This window comes from Lysinibacillus sp. DFXJR4, assembly GCF_057196045.1.
Genome location: NZ_JBXUNW010000007.1, coordinates 119,004 through 143,144, shown reverse-complemented (window position 1 = coordinate 143,144; position 24,141 = coordinate 119,004). Strand labels below are relative to the sequence as shown.

22 protein-coding genes are annotated in these 24,141 nt (G+C 34.7%); 9 read left to right on the top strand and 13 right to left on the bottom strand.

What is annotated here, in order from left to right:
• Position 1 precedes the first annotated feature (1 nt).
• Genes AC2CGN_RS15780 through aroE form a run of 3 tightly spaced genes read left to right on the top strand, consistent with a single transcriptional unit; the run spans position 2 to position 3,002 of the window.
• On the top strand, positions 2-754 hold the full coding sequence (locus tag AC2CGN_RS15780) for an SDR family oxidoreductase (protein ID WP_484514830.1): 753 nt from the start codon (positions 2-4) through the stop codon (positions 752-754).
• Complete coding sequence (locus AC2CGN_RS15775; RefSeq protein ID WP_283870148.1) at positions 751-2,169, top strand: aldehyde dehydrogenase family protein; 1,419 nt, start codon at positions 751-753, stop codon at positions 2,167-2,169. Before AC2CGN_RS15780 ends, AC2CGN_RS15775 begins: the two co-directional genes overlap by 4 nt.
• On the top strand, positions 2,157-3,002 hold the full coding sequence (gene aroE, locus AC2CGN_RS15770; RefSeq protein ID WP_484514828.1) for a shikimate dehydrogenase: 846 nt from the start codon (positions 2,157-2,159) through the stop codon (positions 3,000-3,002). Before AC2CGN_RS15775 ends, aroE begins: the two co-directional genes overlap by 13 nt.
• 79 nt (positions 3,003-3,081) lie before the next feature.
• Here the strand turns inward: aroE and rpoN are convergent, their stop codons facing one another.
• From rpoN to AC2CGN_RS15735, 7 genes are all read right to left on the bottom strand, one after another.
• A complete protein-coding gene (gene rpoN, locus AC2CGN_RS15765) occupies positions 3,082-4,329 on the bottom strand; it encodes an RNA polymerase factor sigma-54 (RefSeq protein ID WP_484514826.1) in 1,248 nt (415 codons plus the stop codon).
• A 237-nt stretch (positions 4,330-4,566) separates the two neighbouring features.
• The gene (locus AC2CGN_RS15760) at positions 4,567-4,980 is read right to left on the bottom strand and encodes a MarR family winged helix-turn-helix transcriptional regulator (protein WP_484514824.1); all 414 of its coding nucleotides are present in this window, start codon (positions 4,978-4,980) and stop codon (positions 4,567-4,569) included.
• A gap of 459 nt (positions 4,981-5,439) precedes the next feature.
• Positions 5,440-6,099: a hypothetical protein gene (locus AC2CGN_RS15755; protein ID WP_484514822.1), complete on the bottom strand. Its 660-nt coding sequence runs from the start codon at positions 6,097-6,099 to the stop codon at positions 5,440-5,442.
• A 2-nt stretch (positions 6,100-6,101) separates the two neighbouring features.
• On the bottom strand, positions 6,102-6,509 hold the full coding sequence (locus AC2CGN_RS15750; RefSeq protein WP_286923151.1) for a permease prefix domain 1-containing protein: 408 nt from the start codon (positions 6,507-6,509) through the stop codon (positions 6,102-6,104).
• Complete coding sequence (locus AC2CGN_RS15745; protein WP_054771633.1) at positions 6,506-6,835, bottom strand: PadR family transcriptional regulator; 330 nt, start codon at positions 6,833-6,835, stop codon at positions 6,506-6,508. Before AC2CGN_RS15745 ends, AC2CGN_RS15750 begins: the two co-directional genes overlap by 4 nt.
• A 515-nt stretch (positions 6,836-7,350) precedes the next feature.
• Complete coding sequence (locus AC2CGN_RS15740) at positions 7,351-7,755, bottom strand: hypothetical protein (protein ID WP_484514820.1); 405 nt, start codon at positions 7,753-7,755, stop codon at positions 7,351-7,353.
• A 144-nt stretch (positions 7,756-7,899) separates the two neighbouring features.
• Positions 7,900-8,292 carry a helix-turn-helix domain-containing protein gene (locus AC2CGN_RS15735; protein ID WP_484514818.1) on the bottom strand — a complete coding sequence of 131 codons (393 nt, stop codon included), beginning with the start codon at positions 8,290-8,292 and terminating at the stop codon, positions 7,900-7,902.
• Between the two features lie 173 nt (positions 8,293-8,465).
• Here AC2CGN_RS15735 and AC2CGN_RS15730 point away from each other — a divergent pair, with 173 nt between their 5' ends.
• The gene (locus AC2CGN_RS15730) at positions 8,466-9,452 is read left to right on the top strand and encodes a hypothetical protein (protein ID WP_484514816.1); all 987 of its coding nucleotides are present in this window, start codon (positions 8,466-8,468) and stop codon (positions 9,450-9,452) included.
• A gap of 648 nt (positions 9,453-10,100) precedes the next feature.
• Here AC2CGN_RS15730 and AC2CGN_RS15725 read toward each other — a convergent pair.
• A complete protein-coding gene (locus AC2CGN_RS15725; RefSeq protein WP_484514814.1) occupies positions 10,101-11,291 on the bottom strand; it encodes a M14 family metallopeptidase in 1,191 nt (396 codons plus the stop codon).
• Positions 11,292-11,539: 248 nt separating this feature from the next.
• Here AC2CGN_RS15725 and AC2CGN_RS15720 point away from each other — a divergent pair, with 248 nt between their 5' ends.
• The gene (locus AC2CGN_RS15720; RefSeq protein ID WP_484514812.1) at positions 11,540-14,266 is read left to right on the top strand and encodes an ATP-binding protein; all 2,727 of its coding nucleotides are present in this window, start codon (positions 11,540-11,542) and stop codon (positions 14,264-14,266) included.
• A gap of 2 nt (positions 14,267-14,268) precedes the next feature.
• Positions 14,269-15,120, top strand: a complete 852-nt coding sequence (locus AC2CGN_RS15715; protein WP_484514810.1) for a CheR family methyltransferase — start codon at positions 14,269-14,271, stop codon at positions 15,118-15,120.
• 53 nt (positions 15,121-15,173) lie between these two features.
• On the opposite strand, the gene AC2CGN_RS15710 is transcribed toward AC2CGN_RS15715, so the two are convergent.
• Together AC2CGN_RS15710 and AC2CGN_RS15705 are read right to left on the bottom strand one after the other, a co-directional pair.
• Positions 15,174-16,313 carry a PP2C family protein-serine/threonine phosphatase gene (locus tag AC2CGN_RS15710; RefSeq protein ID WP_484514808.1) on the bottom strand — a complete coding sequence of 380 codons (1,140 nt, stop codon included), beginning with the start codon at positions 16,311-16,313 and terminating at the stop codon, positions 15,174-15,176.
• Positions 16,314-16,546: 233 nt separating this feature from the next.
• The gene (locus AC2CGN_RS15705; RefSeq protein WP_484514806.1) at positions 16,547-17,560 is read right to left on the bottom strand and encodes an HAAS signaling domain-containing protein; all 1,014 of its coding nucleotides are present in this window, start codon (positions 17,558-17,560) and stop codon (positions 16,547-16,549) included.
• 381 nt (positions 17,561-17,941) lie between these two features.
• On the opposite strand from AC2CGN_RS15705, the gene AC2CGN_RS15700 reads away from it, so the two are divergent.
• Positions 17,942-19,189 carry a GNAT family N-acetyltransferase gene (locus AC2CGN_RS15700; protein WP_484514804.1) on the top strand — a complete coding sequence of 416 codons (1,248 nt, stop codon included), beginning with the start codon at positions 17,942-17,944 and terminating at the stop codon, positions 19,187-19,189.
• Between the two features lie 29 nt (positions 19,190-19,218).
• Here AC2CGN_RS15700 and psiE read toward each other — a convergent pair whose 3' ends face one another.
• Entirely contained in the window at positions 19,219-19,674 is a 456-nt protein-coding gene (gene psiE / locus AC2CGN_RS15695) for a phosphate-starvation-inducible protein PsiE (protein WP_286925494.1), read from the bottom strand.
• A 212-nt stretch (positions 19,675-19,886) separates the two neighbouring features.
• Here psiE and AC2CGN_RS15690 point away from each other — a divergent pair, with 212 nt between their 5' ends.
• Positions 19,887-20,111: a hypothetical protein gene (locus AC2CGN_RS15690; RefSeq protein ID WP_054771635.1), complete on the top strand. Its 225-nt coding sequence runs from the start codon at positions 19,887-19,889 to the stop codon at positions 20,109-20,111.
• A 77-nt stretch (positions 20,112-20,188) separates the two neighbouring features.
• Here AC2CGN_RS15690 and AC2CGN_RS15685 read toward each other — a convergent pair whose 3' ends face one another.
• Positions 20,189-21,922, bottom strand: coding sequence for a methyl-accepting chemotaxis protein (locus tag AC2CGN_RS15685; protein WP_484514802.1), 1,734 nt, complete (start codon positions 21,920-21,922; stop codon positions 20,189-20,191).
• Between the two features lie 623 nt (positions 21,923-22,545).
• On the opposite strand from AC2CGN_RS15685, the gene AC2CGN_RS15680 reads away from it, so the two are divergent.
• On the top strand, positions 22,546-22,947 hold the full coding sequence (locus tag AC2CGN_RS15680) for a hypothetical protein (RefSeq protein ID WP_484514800.1): 402 nt from the start codon (positions 22,546-22,548) through the stop codon (positions 22,945-22,947).
• Positions 22,948-22,998: 51 nt separating this feature from the next.
• Here AC2CGN_RS15680 and guaC read toward each other — a convergent pair whose 3' ends face one another.
• Positions 22,999-23,982 carry a GMP reductase gene (guaC, locus tag AC2CGN_RS15675; protein ID WP_429983509.1) on the bottom strand — a complete coding sequence of 328 codons (984 nt, stop codon included), beginning with the start codon at positions 23,980-23,982 and terminating at the stop codon, positions 22,999-23,001.
• Between the last annotated feature and the right edge of the window lie 159 nt (positions 23,983-24,141).

The following is a 24,141-nucleotide window of genomic DNA, read 5'->3' as shown; positions in this document are numbered from 1 at the left end:
CATGACAGACTTCACTGAACTTTTTAATCTAAAAGGAAAAAAAATAATTGTAACTGGTGGGGCCCAAGGAATTGGACACGAATTTGTTAAGGCCTTTAAGCAGGCTGGAGCTGAAATTGTTGTTTTAGATATTTCTGATAAAGTAGCGTCACTTAGCTCTTTAAATGTTGGCTATATTAAATGCGACTTAATGGAAGTCGAGAAAATAAAACTATATTTTAAACAAGCTTTAGAGCTATTAGATGGAAAATTAGATGTTCTTATTAACTGCGCTGGTATTATTAAGCGTAGTCCAGCGGTGGATGTACCATTAGATACATGGCAAAAAATATTTAACTTAAATGTCCTATCTTTATTTGAATTAAGTCGATTGGCTGCAGTTGAAATGAAAAAATTTGGACAGGGTAAAATTATCAATCTAAGCTCAATCGTATCCATTGTTGGAGCGTACAATTCTTCACCTTATTCAGCGAGTAAGGGTGCAGTACTACAATTAACAAAATCATTATCTAATGAATGGGCTCAATATGGAATTCAAGTAAATGCTATTGCCCCAGGGTATATTTTAACAGATATGAATTCTGATATTTTACAGGATCCAGTACGTAAAAAAGAATTTGAGGACCGGATTCCATCTAAAAAATGGGGTGATCCTCAAGATATTGTAGGGACGGCAATGTTTTTGGCTACCAAAGCATCTGATTATGTTACAGGAATTTTAATCCCAGTCGATGGAGGTGTTCTATCACGATGAGAAAAAATTTATATATTGATGGACAATGGAGAGAAAGTGAAATATATAGTGATTTAAAGTCACCTTATTCACAACAAACGATTGCAAATATCGCCCAGGCTTCAACTGAGCAGGTGGAAGAGGCAATCGATGCAGCACAGGAAGCATTTAAAGTAATGAGAAACCTAACAGCGTATGAGCGCTCAAATATATTAGAACAGTTGGTAAATCTATTAATTGCTAATAAAGAAAAAGCTGCAGAGATTATTTCATTAGAATCTGCGAAGCCTTTGAAATTTGCAATAGGCGAAGTAGAACGAACGATAGAAACTTATAAATTTGCGGCAGAAGAGGCAAAACGAATTTACGGTGAAGTTCTACCAATCGATGCTGCCAAAAATGGTGTAAATAAAATTGGATTAACAATTCGTGAACCATTAGGAGTGGTGGCAGCTATTACGCCCTTCAATTTCCCGATGAATTTAGTCGCACATAAATTAGGGCCAGCAATTGCGGCGGGTAATACAGTTGTTCTAAAACCAGCTTCCCAAACACCGTTATCATCCATATTTTTAGCGGAATTATTAAGTCAAACAGATTTACCTAAAGGCGCATTTAATTTGATAACTGGAAGTGGAAGAACAGTTGGAGATGTTTTAGTAGAAAGTGAAAAAGTAAAGATGGTTACGTTTACTGGAAGTCCAGGTGTTGGATTAGGTATAAAACAACGTGCTGGACTAAAGAAAGTCTCCTTGGAACTAGGATCGAATGCAGGATTAATCATCGATCAACATACAGATATTGATATGATAACTGACAAATGTGTGGTTGGGGCATTTTCAAATCAAGGGCAAATTTGCATTTCATTACAACGAATTTATGTGCATGAAAGTGTAGCAGAAGAATTTTTGCAAAAGTTTAAAGAAAAGGCTGAGAAATTGGTATTGGGGGATCCGTTGAATATAACGACTGATATTTCGACGCTGATTAGTTTAGAGGACAATAATCGTGCCCTAAGCTGGATTGATGAGGCAATAGCAGACGGAGCAAAATTAATTAGTGGAGGCCAAATAGAGGCAAATATTTTAAAGCCTACTATTTTAGCTGAAGTACCTTCGACTTCAAAAGTATCATGCCAAGAGGTCTTTGCGCCAATTGTGACAGTAAATAAAATTAGTGCTGTTCAAGAAGCGATTGATGCAATAAATGATTCTCGGTTTGGATTACAAGCTGGTATTTTTACAAATGATATTCAAAACGCTTCGAAAGCCATGCATCTTTTAGAAGTAGGTGGAGTAGTTATCAATGACATACCAACATTTAGAGTAGACCATATGCCGTATGGAGGTGTGAAAGAAAGTGGTAACTGCCGAGAGGGTGTAAAATATGCTATAGAGGAAATGACAGAGTTAAAGCTAGTTATTTGGAATCAATAACAATAGAGAGGGTGATATTTATTCAAGTCTATGGTATTTTGGGAAACCCCTTAGAGCACTCGCTTTCGCCTTTACTGCAAAATGAAACCTATAAAGAGAATAATATTCAAGCCTCGTTTCAAAAATTTGAAGTGGAGGATGATGGATTAAAAAATTTTATGATGCACTTAAAATCCAGCCGTGAAGGAGGATTAATTGTTACAATTCCCTATAAGGAGAAGGTGCTTCCATATATAGATGAATTAGATATAACTGCTAAAAATACTGGTGTTGTTAATATTATTCAAGCAGTGAACGGCAAGCTTATTGGATATAATTTTGATGGTCAAGCCTGGTTAGCAGGGCTTTTACAAGAGTTTAGCCTATCAGATTTGAATGGATTGAAAATTCTTTTGATTGGATTTGGAGGAGTTGCTAAATCCATCTACTTTGAGCTCCTGCAATTTGAAGATGTTGAAATTGATATAACAAACCGTACCGTAAATAAGGTGAAAAATACGATAGATAAGCCGAATGTCAGGGTCATATCCTACGAAGAAGCTGAACAGCAAATAGTTAAATACGATATTATCATTCAAACTACCCCTATAGGTATGTGGCCCCATACAGATGCCATGCCTCTAAATATTGTACAGCTAAAAGAAAATGTAATTGTTTCGGATGTCATTTATAATCCCCAATATACAGCATTTCTTAAGCAAGCTAAAAATTTAGGAGCCCGTATACAAAACGGCATGACCATGCTAGTTATGCAAAATCGCAAGGCAATAAAAATGTGGTTTGAGAAAGATGTAAATTACAAGCAGATGGAAAACTTAACAAGAAAAAAATGACGACCATTAAAAAAATTCCCCTTTAATATATCAAAAGGTGAAGAAGAGCTTAGCTATTCTCTTCACCTTTCTTTGCATTCTATAATTCCTTTCGTTTAGAGGATGAAGGGATATTTAATTCATCTCGGTATTTAGCGATAGTTCTTCTAGATAGCTCAACCTCTTCCTGGCTGCAAATGAGTTCCAGTATTTTGTTGTCGGATAATGGTTTTTTCTTGTTTTCATTTTTCACAAGTTCAAGAATTTGTGTTTTTATTTTTTCTTTAGAGATATCTTCCCCAGAATGAGTTGTTACCTTAGATGAAAATAAATTTTTCATTAAGAAAGTTCCCCAGGGAGCCTGAATATATTTGTTCATCGTTGCTCTACTAACAGTAGATTCGTGACGATTAATAGCTACGGATATATCCTTAAGAGTCATTGGTTTTATAAATTGTAGTCCATTTTTAAGGGCTTCCAATTGCTCTTGTATTAAGTACTCCATTATAGCAATCATTGTCTCTCTTCGTTGTTCAAGAGATTGAGATAACCAGTTGTAATCCTTTTCCCATTTATTCATTTGTTTCTGGTCTTCTGCTGATAAGTACATCGACTCTATTTTCGTCATAGTAATAGAAGGGGAGAACCAATTACTTAAAGCGTAAGTAATGAAATTATCTTTAATGTCAATTATGATATCGGGACGAACAACTTCAGACATACTAGAATAATCAGGTATAAAAGGCTTTGGGTTTAATGATTTTATAATATTTATAGTATATTTCAATTCTTCTTCATCTATTTGTAAACATTTTTTTATATCATTCCATTTACGATCAGCTAATTTTTCTAAATGATATTGAATAATTTCCTTTGCAAATAATTCATCCGGATAGAAAGCTTCTAGTTGTAATAGTAGGCAATGCTTTAAATTTGTAGCCCCCACACCTACATAATCTAAATTTTTCAGAAGCTGTAAAGCGTGATTGTATTGTGACTGTGAAAATAACTGAGTTGCATTTGGTAAATAGCCAAACTCATTTAAGTTTAGAATAAGCTGTTGAAGAATCTGATAGTCTTCAGATGAATGATAAGTTAAACGAATTTCACTTAAAAGGTGATCTACATTTGATATCCTGTACTCCGTATTGTTTTCGGGTAGATTCATATATTTGCTTGTATGATAACCTTCCTTAAAGTGAAAGCTATCTTTCACTTCAATTAAGGGGTTTGAAAGTGATTGTTCTATAAGAAATGTTTCAAGCTCATCTGAAGGCATTTGTAATAGCTCTATTGCTTGTCTCAGTTGTTTTGTCATAGCTAATTTTAAATCTAATTTTTGATTCACTTCTAAACGCATGAACTCACCTCTTATATTCCATTATAATATTTATATTAAATCGAATCAGAATATTTTTAATAGTATTTATATTAAGAAGGGTATGAATAATAATAATTTTTTAGTAGTTTATATGATATAAATCAGTTGTGCAAGTGAATAATGAACCAATGAGATAATGTGAATTTCTTGAATGACCTTACATATTTTCTAGGCAATAAAAAAGGACTTCATCTTTATGAAATCCTAAAATATTTTTTTCATTAACTGATTAACATCACTCAAAACCTTAGCCATATCAGTAAGTTTTTCTTGAGAGAACTTTAAAAATAAATTTTGAACCTTAGTTTCACCATTATTCGTTAATACAATTTTCACAACACGTCGGTCTCCACTTTCTCTAACACGATGTATTAATTCTAATTTTTCCAGCTTATCGCACATTGATGTAACGGCACCAGGAGTCACACTGAAGAAATCAGCAATTTCGGTTGCTTTCATACCGGAATTTATTTTTAGCTGGAGCAAAAGAATTAGTTGATTTTGAGATAAGGATTCTCCTTCAGATAGAAGGTTGACAAACATTTTCGACTTTTGCTGTATTTCCAGCATTTCTCTCATAATGACTTCTACATAAGGTAATTGATCGTTTTTTGACATAGTATCACAGCCTGTTAAATTATTTAATAATTAAATTATATAGTAAGTATATAATACGAGCTAACATTAGTGAATAATCGACCTTAATTAAATAAGGTAGTAAAATGGGCAGAAACTATCGGGGAGGAGGTAAATGATGGGGAAGCACTTTTATTATCTATGATGGTAGTATTTCCAGTGGCAAGCTTGCAATGTCTTTATATACAATGACTATTACGTTGCTAATTTTTATAATTTGCTGCAGCCTTTACATTTAGAAGAGAGTCTAAAAACTACGATGCAATGAATGATGTTAATAACTGAAAAAAGAACAAATCTAAAGAGCGTGCTTCGGTATTATTCAAAACATGCTCTCGTTCAAATTGAATTTATTTGATTCGACCATCCATTCATTAAATTCAATAAATTCCTTTTTTATTGCTCTATATAGGATAAACTTCTATTTCGATGTTAAACTGTTTAGATTCTCTTAGTAAAATTTGTTGAATTGTACATTTTCCTTTTATAAACATAAAAATACATGCTTAGGGGCCACCACAAGACTACAAAAATTGGGTAGATTGCCCATATAACTCTTGGTGTAGAGACAATATTTACTGTAATAAAAAAGATACTAATAAGCATTGAAGCAGTAACAGAGAATGCTACAAATGTTTTTCTTTGTGCATGATATAAAGCTAAGGGCCACCATGTGACTAAAAATGCTGGATAAATCGCCCAAGGATATGGGTGGGATAAAATAATATTTAAAATGGAGTAATAAATGATAGTAGTTGCAAAGCCTACTAGCGCAATTTTTAAGGTTTTTGCTTTTTCATCCAAGTACATAAGAATTGGCCACCAGACGATTGGATAAATCGCATAGATAAACCATAAATGCTCAGGTGAATATAAATAATTTTCAATGATAAGAAATGCAATAATTATGGCACTGCAAATAACTGAATATTGTTTATACATTTTTTTAATCATAAAAAATAAAGTAATTGGCCATAGCAATAGTAATAAACAGGGATAAATAAACCATGCTGTTTGTGGTGATGTTGTATAATTGACAATTCCTAAAAATATCATGGTCATTAAACTACCAGCAATGGAAAAATTAATTAAATTCTTCATGTTTATTCACTCCATTTCTTCCGTGACCAAACAAAGTACATTGCGAGTGGCCACCATAAAATAGCGAAAATGGGATAGATCGCCCAGATTATATGGGGAGTATAGTAAATGTTTATAAAGATAAAAAACGCAATAATTAAGCCACTACCCCATAGAGAAAATTCCAAATTTAATCTCGACATGTTTTTCTTTTCGGGCTCTTTTACACCTAATTCCTGTTTTAAATCCTCAATATCCCCAAACTCCACGATTGCTTTATTAATAGCATCCTCTTCCTCTTTGCCTTGATCCATTAAGTAAAATACTTTTTCTTCAAGATTTTGAATGATTTCCTGTTTGATCATTTCCGTTTCGTGGTTACGAGGAAAGTCCTTAAAAAGCTCATCAATATGATTTTTAATTTTTTTCATTCTAAGCCCTCCATAAATAAGTCGATAATTTCCTTAACTTCCGACCACTCTTTCACTAGCTCATTTAAATAAGCTTTTCCTAATGGGGTAATTCGGTAATATTTTCGTTTGCCACCGTGGGAGACATCTCCAAAGTAGGCTTCAATAACTTCCTTTTTTTCAAGACGTTGAAAAACGGCGTATAAAGTTGCCTCTTTAATTTGAAAACGATTATTTGTGCGGAGACTTATTTCCTGAGAAATCTCATAGCCATAACGATCTTTCTCTAAAATGAGTCTTAAAATAATGGAATCCAAGTGTCCGCGGATGATATCACTTCGAACCATACGTCACCTACTTCAATATATTGCTCTATCTGTTAGAGTAATATTAGCAAATATTACTCTACCTGTCAAAGTAATTTTAAACATAAAAAATCCCCTTTTATGCAGGGGATTTTTGAGGAGTATAAGCAACTTTATTCGAAAAATTACCTAAAGTGGATTTGAGATATGGTCCAGTTAGGCATGTATCAAGCTTCGATTTAATTATCGAATGTTAAAAAACAGAAGGGGGGTCACTAATACTAGGATTCTGTGTATTATAAAAAAGTTACTAAAATCGCCTATCAAAATCTATTAATGGCGATTATTATTTTATGGATAAAACCTGTCTACCCATGTGATGATAAGGCAGAAGTAAAGTTAAAGTAGGAGATAGGGGATATATCATAGAAGAAAGTAATTCAACAAATTTTTATACCCATTAAAATAGTAGTAAATCCCAAAGTTGGATATATTATAATCTATCACCGAATTAGTTTTAAAGGGATTTTGGAATATCAAAACTTTTGAGTAACATCTCAATCTAAAAGTGCGAAATTGCCATCCCAAGGATTAAATATATATGTCCCTTCATTCGTATATATATAATAAAGTCCATTTGAAGCTTTGTAATCTTTGGGTTTGTTTGTTTTATTACCTGTTTGATTCTCTATAATTTGAGTTGCTTCTTGATAAGTATAAGCAGGAATAGACGTAAAAATTAATATACTGCTGATAACTAGAATGATTGGATAACCAAATAATAAAAGATTACTTTTTTTTATTAATAGTTTACTCTCATTCCCTTGTCGGGAGATAGAAAAAATCATAAACAAACCCACGATAATAACAAAGAAACATTGTGACATTATACTTTCAACAAATGCATACTTCATACTTAAAAAAAATAAATAGATACCTAAAAAGGTTTGTATTCCACTCATTAAATATAGGTAATGCTTCGTCATAAATTAATTTCTCCCCCTCAATTTCAAATAATAAATTTTTGTTTCTTTACCTTATTCCTCCCATAGCATGAAGATGATTATAAAATTTAAAGCATAAAAATCGATTATCTCTATAGGTTATTAATCTAAATTATTATCATTCATTTGAATGAATGCTTTACAAATGCGTCTGATATCATCTATTTCTACGTCGTATTGTTTTTCCAAAAAACTGTTAATTTCCTTCTCTAATATTGTTATTTTTCTAATATTATTGTAATTTAGCGTAAAAAACTCTTTTATAAGGTTATTTTTAACTCCATAATTGTAATTGTTTGAAATATATTGGAACTCATCAACTGAAAGGTTCAATCGATTTAGTAACTCTAAAAAAATTCCACTACTTATATCTTGACTTCCACTTTCAAATTTAGAATAAGTACTTTGGGAGATTAAATTTCTAGCCACTTCTACTTGTGTAAGTGCTCGATTTTTCCTAATGGCCTTAAACAATTTTCCTGTATTTATCATCATATCAAAGTAACCCCCTATAATAATAAAATATTCGATATGTAATAATTCGTTATGAAACTTATAAAACCTCCTATAATAAGTAAATAAAGGGGGTGAAATACATTTGAATAAAGTACAAGCAGACGTTTGGATTATTGTTGGAAGTTAATTTTAAAAAAGGGGTGGAGAAAATGATGAAAAAAACTAGTCTTTTTTTATCTAGCCTGTTGTTAAGCTTTACTATTCTAAGTTCTATTGGGCCAGCTAAAGCAGCAACAAATTTTGAAAGTTCACAAAATACAATTAATCTAGTTATAGACAATGAACCTGTTAGTGTAAAGCTTTTATCAGAAACTAAATCTTCTCTTTCAGTGGAAATTAAAGCAGAAGGAATGACAGACATTGCGGAAATTGATTATATAAATAAGAGCTTTACTATTTTGGACGAGGACGGAAATAAAACTATCTACAATGCCGAAGATTTTATATCTGAATTAACTGAAGAAGACGCTAAGCGTGTTGAAAAATATAGCATTAAAGAAGAACCAATTGAAGGAGAAGAAATTAATTTTAATAATCTTAATTATAGTGTAGAAGAAAATTCAATAATGCCTCTAAATAGTAATTCATCGAGAAATTACTATGGGGACATTCAACAAGCAACAGGGGTATATGGAACTTGGTATAAAAATAGTACTAACATTGTCAGTGGTAAAACTATTGATACAATGCGAGGGGTAGTTTGGAGTGATACAAAAACTGTAAAGAAAATGGAATTTACTAAAGGTACTGCATTTGCAGTGGTAACTGCAGCAGTTCTTGCTTTTTGGAATGGGTTTACATATGGATCTGTTCTAGCTGCTCTAGGAGGCGTTGGTATTGCATTGGTTCAAGGATATTTAGGGTCTGACTTAACTATATTTGTAAAGGCTGAACAAGTGGATATTGGTAGGGGCTTTTATGTTCAACACGAGGGATTCCCCACAGTAACAAAATCTTATTCTTTATATGTCAATATTTTGGGTCCGAACAATCAAACTGTTAGAGAAGAATATAAATCAGGTGGATTTGCCTTTTTCTACAACGATTGGTCAGATGCTAGTGTCGCCAAAGTTGCTTATCAACAGTATCTGTATATTACAGGTAAACGTAGCACATATCCAAAAGCATCAGAATTTTAACCAAAAGTACATCATTAAATTAATGAGAGGAAACTAGAATAATGGATGTTTTATAAAAAATAAAATCCAGAGTTTCTCCATGTTAAAAAGCTTTAAATGACTTTCTACAGCCCTTGTTGTAAGGTAAAAACGGTAGATACAGATGAATGTTGGATAAAAATAACATAAGATCGTTTCTCACATATGAAAAATGTGTAGGAAGCGATCTTTTTAAACTTATAATTCGTCTTGAGGTAGATAATGTTGTGTTCTCATACAACCTTTTTTGGCATGAGATTTTTTTAAAATGATTGCTTACTATATTTTCCTCTAAAATCATAATTAAGAGGTATATACCGAGAAAGCACTGAATTTATTCACTATAGTCTATGTGGATCGCTTCCAACTACTGAACCCACTTGAATAAACCTCACTAAAGGTGGCTAGTATTAATCATTTAATTTGGTCCTAGCCCATCGACTTTTCTATAATTAGCATGTTCACTAGAAGTCCATAATTGTAGAAGAAACCGCTTTGAATTACGGCAAAATTATAGAGAATTTGTCATAATTCAAAGCTGGCAAGTTGGAAAAAGCTGTTTTATATTTTTTCAACGTTCTCTTATTATCTGTACCTGAAGCAAAGGGAATCATTAGTCAATTCAAAGCTTTACATATATAGCGCAGCAAGGAAGATTCCTAATGCTTCTTCATAGATGTCGTTAAATTGGTTGATTGGTAGAGGGTTAATCCCACTTCCCAACTCGACGGTGAAGCCTGGTCTGCGCCATTCCTGAATAAACCAATCCTTATAGCCTGCATAGCTTCCAGCTGAATTGATGGGCTCATAGCCACTAACTCGACTAAATTCAGTAACAAGAATTTTAGACTCAGGAGGCTCCAAGTTTTCAAAGCCCCAATAAATCACTCTTCCCTGTGTATGAAAGGCAAGAACTCTTGCAAAATCTCGCTTCTTTGTTAAATCAGCCATAGCAATGGCCTCTGGCTCCGATAAAGGTCGTTCTCCACCATAATCCCTCGGCCCAGGTGTTTTAGGATTACGTGCACTTTCTAGCTCCCATTTCGCAGGGAACTGATCATTTAAATCAATGCCATGTATATTGGCTTTCCAACCTGAGAAATTGTTGCTCCCATTGTTCCAATTGATTAGCTGATTTCTTAATGCTTCGTCTTCAGGTGGCCCTTGTATTACTAAATTGACACCATCAGGATTGACCATCGGAACTATAGAAAGGGATGTTTGTTGATAAAGTGGAAGTGTAGAGATACCTCGTATCGTATTTTGATTGGTGAGTGAAAGTAGGTAGTCATTTAAAAATGTTAAAATAATGGGAGTTGTGATCCATTCATTTGCATGGAAGGAGCCGTTATAATGAATTCGTTTTAATCCGTTACCAATTTGAATCTCTGGAATTTCATGTCCTAACACAGAATGGCCGATTGTTGAGCTTTGTAGAAAAGGATAAGCATCAAGGAGTTTGTTTAGATCATTCATCATGATGCTATAGTCGTAACTTTGCTGTCCATTGATAATCCTCCAAGTAATTTGTTGAGGAATTCGAATGGTTTGACCTATTTGAAGGGCATTTGGGTTAAGATCAGGATTAGCAAGTAAAAGGGCTGTTAGTGGGATATTTCTATTTTGGGCAATTTGCCAAAATGAATCTCCCTGCCTTAATTGATAGTCGTTAGTAATATAACCCGGAATTCGAATACGCTGTCCAACCCTTAAAAACTGGGGGTTTATATTTCGATTCGAATCTATAATTAATTGGAGGGGGATTTTAAATACTTCGCTATAACGCCAAAGTGAATCACCAGGTCTTACGAAAATGTCCACAAATATTCTCTCCTTAGTCAAAATACTTCAATATAAAATGTATATGAAAAATGACACGATTTATTAATAGAAGAAAGCGAAATTCACATCATTTTTGTGATGAAGAGTCTTCCTTATATACATACCCCTTTGTACATCATGATAACATTATATGAACAAGGAGCAAAAAAGAGGGGATTCTTGGTTATTTTTAATAATACAATTATACTAATAATAGATGAATATGACAGGTAAAGGTAGGAAAACCAATGCTCAATAAATTAAAGCTAGGTATACGAACTAAAATTACATTAGGTTATATTGTTATCATACTTTGTTTACTTGCATCAGTAGTTTTCTTAAATAATCAAATTACTGCTTTACAAAAAGAAAGAAATTTTATTATAAAATATGATTCTCAAGTTCAGGAGTTAACCAACCGAATTGAGAAATACATCTTGGATATGGAATCAAGTCAACGAGGATTTATCATTACCGGAGATGAAAGTTATTTAGAGCCTTATAATAGAGCTTCCGAAAACTGGAAAATTGATTTTAATGATCTCTATCAGCTCTTAGATAATAAACCTAAGCAACAAGAGAAGCTCAAGGAAATAGAGGTAACGATAGAGCATTGGATTGCAACGTCTGGTAATCCAACACTTTTGATGAAGAAGGAAAATAACACTGCTGCGTTAAAGGAATTTTTTAAGGTCGATGTTGGTCGCAAAGATATGGAAACAATGCGGAAACAATTTACTGCATTTAGATTAGCTGAAAATGCATTTACTCAAACTAAGGCAAATCAATTAGACAAGCGAAATAGCAATATAACGAGTGCTTTATTTGGGCTGTTGGTACTTGTTTCGGTAATCGCTATTGTAATCGCTAGTGGAATTTCCCGCTCAATTGTGAAAACGATAACAGAGGTTACTCAAACAATTAAAGAAATTGCAGCTTCTAAAAGCAATCAAAAGGGCAGAATTTATGTGAAAACCAATGATGAAATAAATACCCTTGCCGATGCTACAAATGAGCTTTTAGATTCGATTGAAAAAAGAGAATGGCTACAGTCAAATATTGCGGACATTGTCACTAAATATCAAGGTATTTCGGTCATTACAAAATTAGCCGAAACCTTCCTTTCTGAAATGGCACAGAAGACACAATCCTCTCTTGGTGCCTTTTATGTTCGTGAAACAACAGAAGATGATATTCAATTTGTGAAAAAAGCTGCATTTGCTGGTACAAGTACTGATGTAGGAAAGGATAGCTTTAAACTTGGGCAGGGCTTAATTGGACAATGTGCCTTGGAAAAAAAGATTTTAATCTATAAGGATATTCCAGATGAATTTCGTTTGATCGAAACAGGCTTAGGAGAAGTACCACCTAAAAGTATTCTTATTATCCCAGTTATATTTGAGAAGGACGTAATAGCAGTTGTTGAATTGGCGACTATGACGGACTTCAGTAAGCTTCAGCTGGAATTGGTCAAGCAAGTAGTGGAAACGTTTGGCTTAACAGTGAATAGTGTCGTAGGACGTATGGAAATTGTACGCTTGCTTAATGAATCCAGAGCGATGACAGAAGAATTACAAGTACAATCGGAGGAGCTACAGACACAATCAGAAGAATTACAAATGCAAACAGAAGAGCTAACAATGATTAATGAGCAGTTGGAAGAAAGAACGAAAGAGGCAGAATCCAAATCGAGAGAGCTAGCAAAAGCGAAAAAGGAATTAGAAAAGAGTGCTGAACAGCTATTACTCAATTCCAATTATAAATCCGAGTTTTTAGCCAATATGTCACATGAGTTACGAACACCATTAAATAGTATCTTAATTTTATCAGAGATGCTGGCAGAAAATAGTCAAAGCAATCTAACGGAAGAGGAGGCTGAATTTGCGAAGGTTATCCATTCCTCTGGTGAGGATTTACTTGTACTCATAAATGATATTTTAGATTTATCAAAGGTAGAGGCAGGAAAGCTGGACATAATGTTTGACGAAGTAAATATGAGTGAGATCCCTCTGCAAATTGAGCAGACATTTGCACCTGTAGCAATGAAAAAGCATTTACAGTTCCATATTTCAAAAGCAGAAAATGTAGTGGATATTTTCTATACGGATGAAAGGAGATTCCAGCAAATCCTAAAAAATTTATTATCAAATGCTTTCAAATTTACAGTGCAAGGTTCCGTAACACTTGCTATTAAACAGTTAAAAGAAGAGCAGTTGACAAACAATATGCAGAATATAAGTGCTGATTGGTTAGAGATTACAGTTTCAGATACTGGCATAGGTATTCCTAAGGACAAGCATCAACTAATATTTGAATCATTCCAACAGGCAGACGGTGCAACGGTACGGAAATATGGCGGTACAGGTCTTGGCCTATCAATTTGTAAAGAATTTGCCAAACTACTTGGAGGTTGGGTTTCTTTACAGAGTGAAGAAGGGCATGGTAGTAGCTTCACACTAACAATTCCAAGCCTGCCTAATGGAATTCAGGAGGAGCAATGTCTTGAATTGGCTATTCATGAGGTTGGAGCTACAACAGAGTTACATGGAATAGAAGAAGAGTTGCCTGAAATTATAGAGGTAGAGGTATTTCAAGGGAAAACTATATTAATAGTAGATGACGATTATCGTAATATCTATGCACTAAAAACAGCGCTTGAAAAAAGAGGCATGAATATCTTAGTTGCCAAAGATGGGATAGAGTGCTTAGATATTATGCAAGCTAATCAGAAAGTAGATCTTATTCTTATGGATATTATGATGCCTAATATGGATGGCTACGAAACGATGTCTATTATTAGACAACAAATGAAGCTGAAGGATTTACCGATTATTGCTTTAACAGCAAAGGCCATGAAAAACGATCGTGATAAATCATTAAAGGCAGGAGCTTCAGATTACATTAGTAAGCCATTAAATTTAGATCAACTTTTATCCGTTTTAAGAGTATGGTTAGTTTCTAAAGGGAGTTCATAAGCATGGATCAATTTCAGCCCTTGGAGCAAAAACTACAAAATAAGCATACAAATTTAGAAATTGATTTATTACTGGAGGCAGTTTATCGTTTATCAGGCTTTGATTTCAGGGATTATAATCGTTCTTCCATAACGCGAAGAATCTTGAATAGAATGAGAATCAATAATATCCCAACCGTTTCTAGAGTGCTTGAAAAGGTGATACACGATCAACAGTTTCTAGAGCAGCTGTTAAATGATTTTTCCATTAATGTCACTGAGATGTTCCGTAATCCAAGTTTTTTTAAAGCATTTCGACAGGAGGTTATTCCATATTTACGTAATTATCCTGAAATACGCATATGGCATGCAGGATGTGCAACGGGCGAGGAAGTATACTCCATGGCAATTTTGCTAAAGGAAGAGCAGCTCATTGATAAGGCAGTTATTTACGCAACAGATATGAATGAACAAGTATTAGAAAAAGCAAAAAAAGGTGCTTTCCCTATACACAAAATGCAAGCATATACTAAAAATTATATGCTTGCAGGTGGTAATGATGCATTTTCTGAGTACTATAAAACAGATTATCAGTATGCGTATTTCCATCCTTCCCTATTAAAAAATATTATTTTTGCACAGCATAATTTAGTTACGGATCAATCATTTAATGAATTCCATATTATTTTGTGCAGAAATGTTTTAATCTATTTTTCACAGGTGCTACAAAGCAAGGTTCATCAGTTATTTTATGAAAGTCTTAGTGAAAAGGGTTTTTTATGCTTAGGCGATAAGGAGACACTACGCTTTGATGATATTATGGAAAAATATAAAGAAGTTGTAGGCAATGAAAGAATATATCAAAAGATCAATTAATGAAAATCCGCTTATCTTTCTAGATTCACAGAAAAATAGGCGGATTATATTTTTTAAGCATGTGCTTGAATCATTAATACACACATATCATCAGGCTGATTGTCTTGCTTCTCTTTAGATAATAAATTATCAATCAGACATTGTGTATAATCCCACTTTGCAGATGTTAGCGTTTGCAGATATTTCTCAGACTCTATCTCACAAGGTCCCATCGCCTCTAATACACCATCTGTAAAGAGAATTATTTGTATATCATGCTCGTATTGTATTCTTTGTTTTTTTACTTCAATTTCATCAAAAAAGCCGACTGCACAGCTACCTTGATTTAACGGAACAAGTGTCTTTTCATCAATAAGGGCATAGCCAGAAGGATGGCCGGCATTTACATATTCGATTGTTTTTTGTTCTGTATCCATCACTAAATAAATCGCCGTAAAGTAATAAAGGTTGTCTTCCTTCCCATTTCTTAAAAGTGTCATATAGCGGTTCAATTCTTTTATGACTAATTCAGGCTCTATCAATTGTTTGACAGCTTCTCTAAGAACAGAAGAGATGAACATACAGACAAGTGCTGCCGAAATCCCATGTCCCATCATATCAAGTAAAATAACAGCATAGCGATGATCATTTATTTTGTGCCAATAATACATATCCCCTGCCAAATTAGAGGAGGGTAGGTAGGATACCGCTATTTGAATATTATTCTCATTTAATGGTGGACTCAGTAGACTCCTTTGGACATGTGTTGCTAAATCTAATTCGTATTGTATTTTCTTTTCCTGCTGAGTATGCCAATCTAATTCAGCCTTCAATCGTAGAGCCACACGAATTCTAGCAAGAAGCTCTGTTTTATTTATCGGCTTTGTAATATAATCCACCCCACCGATATCCAGGGCCTCAGCAAGTTTGTTTTTATCTTCTAGAGCGGTGACAAAGATAATTTGAATGTCTTTGAATCTTTCATTTTTCTTAATACGTTTACAGGCTTCAATACCATCTATCTCTGGCATCATAATATCTAATAAAATTAAATCTACAGAATTTCCTGTCGAATCTTGGACATCAAGCTGTAAATAGTCAAAAAGCTCATAAGCAGAAGCTAATGAAACACAGCTATCATAACCTGCATTTTTTAAAATTTTTTCAATTACAAATAGATTTACTTGATTATCATCTACAAGAAGAATGGTCATAACTATTTCCCCTTATTCTGTACTGTTGCGCAGATTATTAATATATGTGTATTTAAAAACTCTCAACTACATTATTATACAAAACATTAGAGAATAATGGTATTTTGGTGTTTTGAAGGAGTATTTTACTAGGTATTTAGAATTGGGTATTCGTAAAATATTGTAAGGGAAAGTATAAAAGCCCTCAGTGAATAAGTAGGTGTCTAGTTCATGGACGTTGAATAGCAATATGTCTAATCCTGCTGAATTCGTGCCTTTTTAAAACCACCATAAATATCAACTACATTGGCTATGATGGTAATAGCAACAGTGACTAGTAATATGCGATCTATAGCAAACAAAACCTTAGCAGAGGTTGTATCTATAATTGCAGCAATATAGGGTATAGCTGCACTGTGTATGAAATCAGGTCGATTAACCATAAGAATAAAGACAATGGTCCCTAAACATTGAAGGACAGCATTTAGGACAGCAATTAGAAAAGTCCATTGACCCGCTTTTAATTTAAATAATGTTAAAGCTATACTTAAAGCTATGCATATCAAAACGACCGGCGCAAAGGACAGTAACACATTTTGGTTGAATATAGGCATAACAAATTTCAATCCACCTCTATCGTGCGAAGAGTAGATTCCTAAAAGGTGATTTGCATTAAAATAGATAAACGAAAAAACGGTAATACCTATTAAGCTAAAAATAATATCAGGCAGTGATATAGTTTTATCTTTTGGGATAACTTTACTATTTAATAAATCATCTGGAGTCCAAGGCTTTTGTTTTTTTATAAAAGGTATTGGAACATCACTACCTGAGCGTTCAATTATAATAAAAGAAACTGTAATCCAGAACAGCACGTGTAATACCACTGTGATAACATTTACAATAGTAATAGAAAAAGCATTAATCACAGTAGATAAAAGGGCATCTTCTCCGCTGTAGCGTACAATATTTTCTACCACATGAACGATTACCGTAATAAGTATGGCCCAAGGGACGATTAATTTTATTGTCCGAATATACGTGTCAAATACTTGTGGGCCAATTAAAAAGTTTGGTGAATCCCTGTAACTTGCTGCGACCTCAATAGGATTTCCTAGCTTTATAAGAACTTCTTTTACATCTGATTCTGTATAATCTTTAGGTAACATTTCCTCGATGGTAGATTTTAGCTTAGAACTAATTTCATCCCGTTTCGTTTTGCTTATCCTTTTTGTAACTTCATGAATATAGGCATCAATTAAATCCATTCTAAGTGTCTCCCTTCAATAAATTATTTATCTCATTCAACAGATTTTAGAAGGAATGAATTGTGTAGGCACAATTCAAAATCCGGACGCATTGTTTATCTGTAGCGAAAGCAAAGCGCCAGCTACATTTCGCCAAGGCCAAATCGATTGTGTGACTCTAAAAGGGCATATACTTTTTCAGGAAGGTGAATAATCAGGATGTATTGTTGACTTCAGGAGAAATGACCCCGGCAGGATACCCAGCTTAGATCATCTCACTGTCATCATACAGTATTATTTTAACTCGTGGTAATATATGTTATTATCGGAAGTTAAAATTAATGTGAAAAATATGATGTTGAACAATTTTTTAGATTGCAATAAATGAACAGGGGGATGAATATGCGAGTGGTAGATAAATTATGGGATGAAGAAGATTTTTTGCAATTTGTCGACATTGTTATTGGTGCTTATCCGGGAAGGCTAGACGGCTCACAGCCTACAAAAGAACAATTGAAGGCACTTTTTCAAAACAATGATGAAGCTATTCATTATTATGGATTATGGGAAGAAAATAAACTAGTTGGTGGTATGAGACTTCATAATTTTGAAATGAATTTACTTTCTAAAATAATTCCGGTTGGAGGGGTTGGTTTAGTTGCGGTTGATTTACTTCGCAAAAAAGAGAGGGTTGCTAAGGAATTAATAGAACACTTTTTAAAAGTATTTTTAGAAAAACAAGTACACTTTGTAGCATTATATCCTTTTAGACCCGATTTTTATAAAAAAATGGGCTTTGGCTATGGACCTAAAATACATCAATACTTAGTAGAGCCTTCCAGCTTTCCGAAAGGTCCAACCAAAAAGCATCTTAAGTATTTAACAGTGCAGGATCAGCATAAATTAGCAGACTGCTATATAAGAGTTACAATGAAAAGGCATGGTATGTTTTTAAAAACAGAATCGGAGCTCGCAGCCATATTTAAAAATCCTCAAAATTATGTGATTGCTGTTGAACAAGGCGATACCATTCAAGGTTATTTAGTATTTTCCTTTACTAAACAAAGTGATACGAATTTCCTGCTTAACAATTTAGTTATTAAAGAGTGGATTTATGAAACACCAGAGGCATTATTAGAACTTAGCACATTTTTAAATAGCCAAGCCGATCAGGTTGCTCGAATTGAATGGAACACCCAAGAAGAAAATGTTCATTTCTTTTTAGGAGATGTAAGAAATGGATCGAATCATTTAATTCCAAGTGTCTATCATGCAAGTACTGTGTCTGGAGTTGGATTGATGTATCGTATTATCAATGTCAAAGGCTTTTTTGAGGAGTTAAAAACACATAATTTCAATAATCAAACTTTAACATTTAAGCTTACTGTAGAGGATTCTTTACTCCCAGAAAATAATCAGCAAATCGTTATGAAAACAGTTGATGGCAATATGACAATAGTAGACAATCATAAATGCGACGTGGAGATGATAATAGATATTGCAGAGCTTTCCTCACTAGCTATGGGAGTTGTTACAGTACAAGAGCTATTTATGCTCAGTAAGGTAAAGATTAGTGATGAGCGATATATTCAGAAATTACACCAACTCTTCTATGTCTATGATAAACCGATGTGTATTACAGCATTTTAGGGAAGCCATAGTGGGCATCCCCATGCGAACTATTTTTCTTTTTTTATAAAGAGGGAAGAACGTACTGGTCGTTCCAGTGGTGTAATGTTAATAATAAAATAGCTTATAATTAATATTAAAATAATAAGTGAGTAAATTAAGGTATTGATCGGGTGGTCATGCTCAACAATAATTAATCGAATCATGGCTGTAATACCAATATATATAAAGTATCGTAGAGGGAAATGATAGTCCTCCTTAAAATATTTTACAATCATTGTGATAAATTCAAAATATAAAAAGAAGAGAAGAATATTTGCAAGGAAAAGCTTATAGTCGCCTTTATCCTTAGAGAAAATGATAATTTTAAGGAATTCGACTAGTTCTTTAAAAAGTAGGAAGGATAATATAAGCGCAAGAAGTATGAGACAAACATTAAGAAACAATTGTAAAGACTTTGGCACAGCCTTAATTAGTTGTTGATAGGTTGAGTTGTTTTGATCCATCTAATTCCTCCAATCATTATAAGAGTCGATATAACATAATTATATGGTTGATCGTCTGGCGATTATGATTTGAATATAACATTTAATCGTTAATGTTTTTATACATTTTTGTAAAGTTTTGTTATATTTTATTGAAAGAATGTTTTCAAATTAATTTAGCGGTATGCTAAAATAGATGTGCATGAATATAAATTATAAAAGGGGTTTTTAAAATGGCAAAAGCTGCAAATTCAAATGCAAAAATTACACCAGAACGTTTAGAAGAAGCGTTAAATGTTCGCGATCGTCTTATTATTGAGTTACTAGTACAAGTACTTGATGAAAAGCTAGTAATTGAACGCCCTGTGCTACGTGAACGTTTAGGAAACCTTGTAGAACTTTCTGACCATGATGCAGAATTAAAGGAAACTTTACACGGTGTAATTAATAAACTGTAATTCTCTAAGATTTATATAATTATGCTTAAATGTAATTATAAAATCCCCTATAGCTTAGACTGTAGGGGATTTTAATATCATGTAAAACGATCTACTAATTCGTGCATACGTTCTGCCTCTGAGTGAAGCTCGACTGAGGAATGCATAATAGAAGTGACCGCTGATTTCTGTTCATCAATGGAAGCATTGATTTGCTCGGTAGCTGCTGCAGATTCTGTGGCAACACTTGCTATTTCATTAATAGCATTAATAACAATTAAACGATTTTCAGCCATTTCACTCATACCCTGATCAAGGGACACAAGATGTGCAGTAATGCCTTGGATGGAATCAGCTAACAATGTAAAAGCATTTTTTACCTCACTTATAGAAGTAGCTTGTCCCTGTGAAAGCTGAAGGGTGTGCATCATCTTAGAGTCTGAACTAGCAGTATCGATTTCGATACGTTTTAATAAATTTCTAACACGATTAGTTGCCTCATTCGTATCCTCTGATAAATTGCGAACTTCTTCTGCTACAACGGCAAAACCTTTTCCATGTTCACCTGCTCGTGCTGCTTCAATACTTGCATTTAAGGCTAAAAGATTAGTCTGTTCAGAGATGGAGGTAATTGTTTGTACAACATTATGAATTTCCTCCATTTGTCCTGTTAAGCTCGAGAAGTTTGATCTCAGTTCTTCAATGACTTGTGTAAATTCATGTGAATTTTGCTGTAATATTTCGACCTTTTGTCTACCATTTTCCTGTGAGCTATTAATGTTATTCATATCCTCCGTAATTTCAGCATATTTTTCTGTTGCATTTGAAATAAGAGAAGACAAATTTTCAACCTTGGTAATGGCCATTTCGGCTTCTTCTGCCTGAATGACAGCTCCTTTCGATATTTCAGTAATAGCCTGATGGATCTCATCGGCAGAAGCGGTTGTTTCTTCAGTAATAGCGCTAAGCATTTCTGAGGAAATTCTCATTTTGCCTGCACTGTCTTTCGTGTTATCAACCATTTCATTTAAGCTGTGTTTCATATTATTCACATTGCTAGCCAGTATTCCTAATTCATCTTTCGTAGTTATAGGAATTTCCTCGCCTGTTAATTTCCCTTTAGCAATATCAGAGGTCATCACCATAATTCGGCGTATGTATGAAGTCATTCTGCCAGAGAAGAACCAATATAGGGCAACGCCAATGATTGTTGCAAGGAAAGTCATAACAACTGTGTAGTAAAGGACATTTTTAGTACCTGCATTAAAATCCATTTCATAAGTACCAGCAGCGATAATCCATCCCCAATGCTTGTCCGTAGCTACATAGGTAATTTTAGGAGCAACAACATCAGGGTTTGATGGCAATGCCCAGTCATAACGGACATATCCCCCGCCTGCCTTAGCCTCATCAATCATTTCACGTACAAAATAGCGACCATCCGTTGTCTGTAGGTCTGAGATATTTTGCCCTTCAAGGGATGGGTGAGTTTCAACTGTTCCATCAGCTTTAAAGGCATAAAAATAGAAATTTTCACCGTATTTAATGGGGTTATCAATAGATCTTTTATTATCCTCTGTTTTCTTGCCTACTATTTGTGTCCTAGCACGCTCCTGAGCCTCGGCTAATGTAAGCTTCCCTTGCTGAACTTGCTCATCTAATTGAGCTATTACTTCGAGTATCCCCAATGTCCCATTCTTTAGACTTTGTCTACCTACCTCATCAATTTCACTTTTTGCCACAAAGTAATTTACCGTACCAACTAAAGTTGTAGGAATCAAAATGACGATAATGGCTAATGTGACAAGTTTGTTACGGACTGACTTCATCATGGGCACAACCTCCGTTCCTGTCTAATTATACAAAGTTTTACAAATCCTTAATTTAATTATAATACAAAGGATTTCAATAAAATAGAAAATTCCGAAAATTAAACGATAATATTTTAAAATAAGGGCAATGTTATATTCTTTTATGATGAATGGAGGATTTGTGACCCTGAAAATTGCTTAGTTGAGTGTCAAAAATAATTGGTGAGGTACAAACTGCTCAGTTTAAGGAAGAACAATTCGTGTGAGGCGAAAAACTACTTGGTTCCCCTAGAAGAAGCACTTTGGTAAGGCCCAAAAAAGCTTGGTTCCCTAGATCAATCGCTCAGGTAAGGCTGAAAATAGCTCGGCTCCCCAGAAGAAGCGCTCAGGTAGTGCCCAAACTAGCTCGGCTCGCCAGAAGAAGCGCTCAGGTAAGGCTGAAAAAAGCTCGGCTCGCCAGAAGAAGCGCTCGGGTAGGCCCCAAACTTGCTCGTCTCCCCAGAAGAAGCGCTCAGGTAGTGCCCAAACTAGCTCGGCTCGCCAGAAGAAGCGCTCAGGTAAGGCTGAAAAAAGCTCGGCTCGCCAGAAGAAGCGCTCGGGTAGGCCCCAAACTAGCTCGGCTCGCCAGAAGAAGCGCTCAGGTAGTGCTAAAACTAGCTCGTCTGCCTGGAAGAAGCGCTCAGGTAGTGCTAAAACTAGCTCGTCTGCCTGGAAGAAGCGCTCAGGTAGAGCCCAAACTAGCTCGTCTCCCCAGAAGAAGCGCTCAGGTAGAGCCCAAATTTGCTCGTCTGCCTGGAAGAAGCGCTCAGGTAGTGCTCAAACTAGCTCGTCTCCCCAGAAGAAGCGCTCAGGTAGAGCCCAAACTAGCTCGTCTCCCCAGAAGAAGCGCTCAGGTAGGCCCCAAACTAGCTCATCTCCCCGAAAGAAGCGCTCAGGTGAGACCCAAAACAGCTCGTCTCCCCAAAAAAACTGCTCAGGTTCTTCAAGGAACCGCTCTGGTAGCCTCTATTATTGCTCAGGCAATAATGGAAATTCAGCCTGGCTAAAGGCTTTATAATTACGAAAACCCAAACAAGAGTGTTTGGGTTTTAGCAATATTAATATACTTTATCGCCGTTAAAAATAGAGTTTTTCACAATTACATAATCTACATTTCGAATGGCATCTAGCTTGTTGCCACCTGCATAGGAAATAGAGGATTGAAGGTCCTGCTGCATTTCAATTAATGTATCCTTGATGCTGCCCTTATGTTCAACGTACATTTTTTTGCCTTCCACATTTTTGCGTTCGCCTTTTTGGAATTCAGATGCAGACCCGAAGTATTCTTTGACAATTTTACCGTCAATTTCGATTGTTTCACCAGGTGATTCTTCATGGCCAGCAAATAATGATCCAATCATAACCATGGATGCGCCGAAGCGAACTGATTTTGCAATATCACCATGTGTGCGGATTCCTCCATCCGCAATAATTGGCTTTGTAGCAGCCTTCGCACACCAGCGTAATGCAGCTAACTGCCAGCCACCTGTACCAAAGCCTGTTTTAATTTTAGTAATACATACTTTACCTGGTCCTATACCAACCTTTGTTGCATCTGCGCCGGCATTTTCTAATTCACGTACAGCTTCAGGCGTACCAACATTACCAGCAATGACAAAACTATTTGGTAAGTATTTTTTGATGTGTTGAATCATACGAATGACAGCATTAGAATGACCGTGAGCAATGTCAATTGTAATAAAATCGGGAACTAGATTAACAGCAGCTAACTCTTCTATAAATGAATACTCTTCATCTTTTACTCCAACACTAATGGACGCGATAAGTCCACGTGCTTGCATATCTTTAATGAAATCCGCACGAGTTTCAGGGTTGAAACGATGCATGATATAAAAGTAACCGTTTTCAGCAAGCTTCACAGCAAGACTTTCGTCGATAATTGTTTGCATGTTTGCAGGAACAACAGGAAGTTTGAATGTATGTCCACCTAAAGTAACTGATGTATCACATTCAGAGCGACTTTCTACAATACATTTTGCGGGAATTAATTGAATATCCTCATAGTCAAATACGTTATCCATTCTATACACTCCTAAAATACGAATATTTTTAAATAATTGATTTAAATCGTTCGTCATTTGGTAATTTACATGATTTTTGAGTAAATGTCAAAGCTTTTATCATAATAAATAGAAAAACAGCAGAATAAGTGATAAAAGCGATTCTATACATGCAGAAGG

What these genes read in the sequence shown, in the direction of transcription:
- AC2CGN_RS15710 (WP_484514808.1), bottom strand. Translation starts at nt 16,313, where the DNA reads ATGACCATTCTTCTTGTAGATGATAATCAAGTAAATCTATTTGTAATT.
- AC2CGN_RS15685 (WP_484514802.1), bottom strand. Translation starts at nt 21,922, where the DNA reads ATGATGAAGTCAGTCCGTAACAAACTTGTCACATTAGCCATTATCGTC.
- AC2CGN_RS15760 (WP_484514824.1), bottom strand. Translation starts at nt 4,980, where the DNA reads ATGTCAAAAAACGATCAATTACCTTATGTAGAAGTCATTATGAGAGAA.
- AC2CGN_RS15715 (WP_484514810.1), top strand. Translation starts at nt 14,269, where the DNA reads ATGGATCAATTTCAGCCCTTGGAGCAAAAACTACAAAATAAGCATACA.
- guaC (WP_429983509.1), bottom strand. Translation starts at nt 23,982, where the DNA reads ATGGATAACGTATTTGACTATGAGGATATTCAATTAATTCCCGCAAAA.
- AC2CGN_RS15745 (WP_054771633.1), bottom strand. Translation starts at nt 6,835, where the DNA reads ATGGTTCGAAGTGATATCATCCGCGGACACTTGGATTCCATTATTTTA.
- AC2CGN_RS15735 (WP_484514818.1), bottom strand. Translation starts at nt 8,292, where the DNA reads ATGATGATAAATACAGGAAAATTGTTTAAGGCCATTAGGAAAAATCGA.
- AC2CGN_RS15720 (WP_484514812.1), top strand. Translation starts at nt 11,540, where the DNA reads ATGCTCAATAAATTAAAGCTAGGTATACGAACTAAAATTACATTAGGT.
- AC2CGN_RS15755 (WP_484514822.1), bottom strand. Translation starts at nt 6,099, where the DNA reads ATGAAGAATTTAATTAATTTTTCCATTGCTGGTAGTTTAATGACCATG.
- AC2CGN_RS15750 (WP_286923151.1), bottom strand. Translation starts at nt 6,509, where the DNA reads ATGAAAAAAATTAAAAATCATATTGATGAGCTTTTTAAGGACTTTCCT.
- AC2CGN_RS15780 (WP_484514830.1), top strand. Translation starts at nt 2, where the DNA reads ATGACAGACTTCACTGAACTTTTTAATCTAAAAGGAAAAAAAATAATT.
- AC2CGN_RS15730 (WP_484514816.1), top strand. Translation starts at nt 8,466, where the DNA reads ATGAAAAAAACTAGTCTTTTTTTATCTAGCCTGTTGTTAAGCTTTACT.
- AC2CGN_RS15690 (WP_054771635.1), top strand. Translation starts at nt 19,887, where the DNA reads ATGGCAAAAGCTGCAAATTCAAATGCAAAAATTACACCAGAACGTTTA.
- psiE (WP_286925494.1), bottom strand. Translation starts at nt 19,674, where the DNA reads ATGGATCAAAACAACTCAACCTATCAACAACTAATTAAGGCTGTGCCA.
- AC2CGN_RS15705 (WP_484514806.1), bottom strand. Translation starts at nt 17,560, where the DNA reads ATGGATTTAATTGATGCCTATATTCATGAAGTTACAAAAAGGATAAGC.
- AC2CGN_RS15740 (WP_484514820.1), bottom strand. Translation starts at nt 7,755, where the DNA reads ATGAGTGGAATACAAACCTTTTTAGGTATCTATTTATTTTTTTTAAGT.
- AC2CGN_RS15775 (WP_283870148.1), top strand. Translation starts at nt 751, where the DNA reads ATGAGAAAAAATTTATATATTGATGGACAATGGAGAGAAAGTGAAATA.
- AC2CGN_RS15700 (WP_484514804.1), top strand. Translation starts at nt 17,942, where the DNA reads ATGCGAGTGGTAGATAAATTATGGGATGAAGAAGATTTTTTGCAATTT.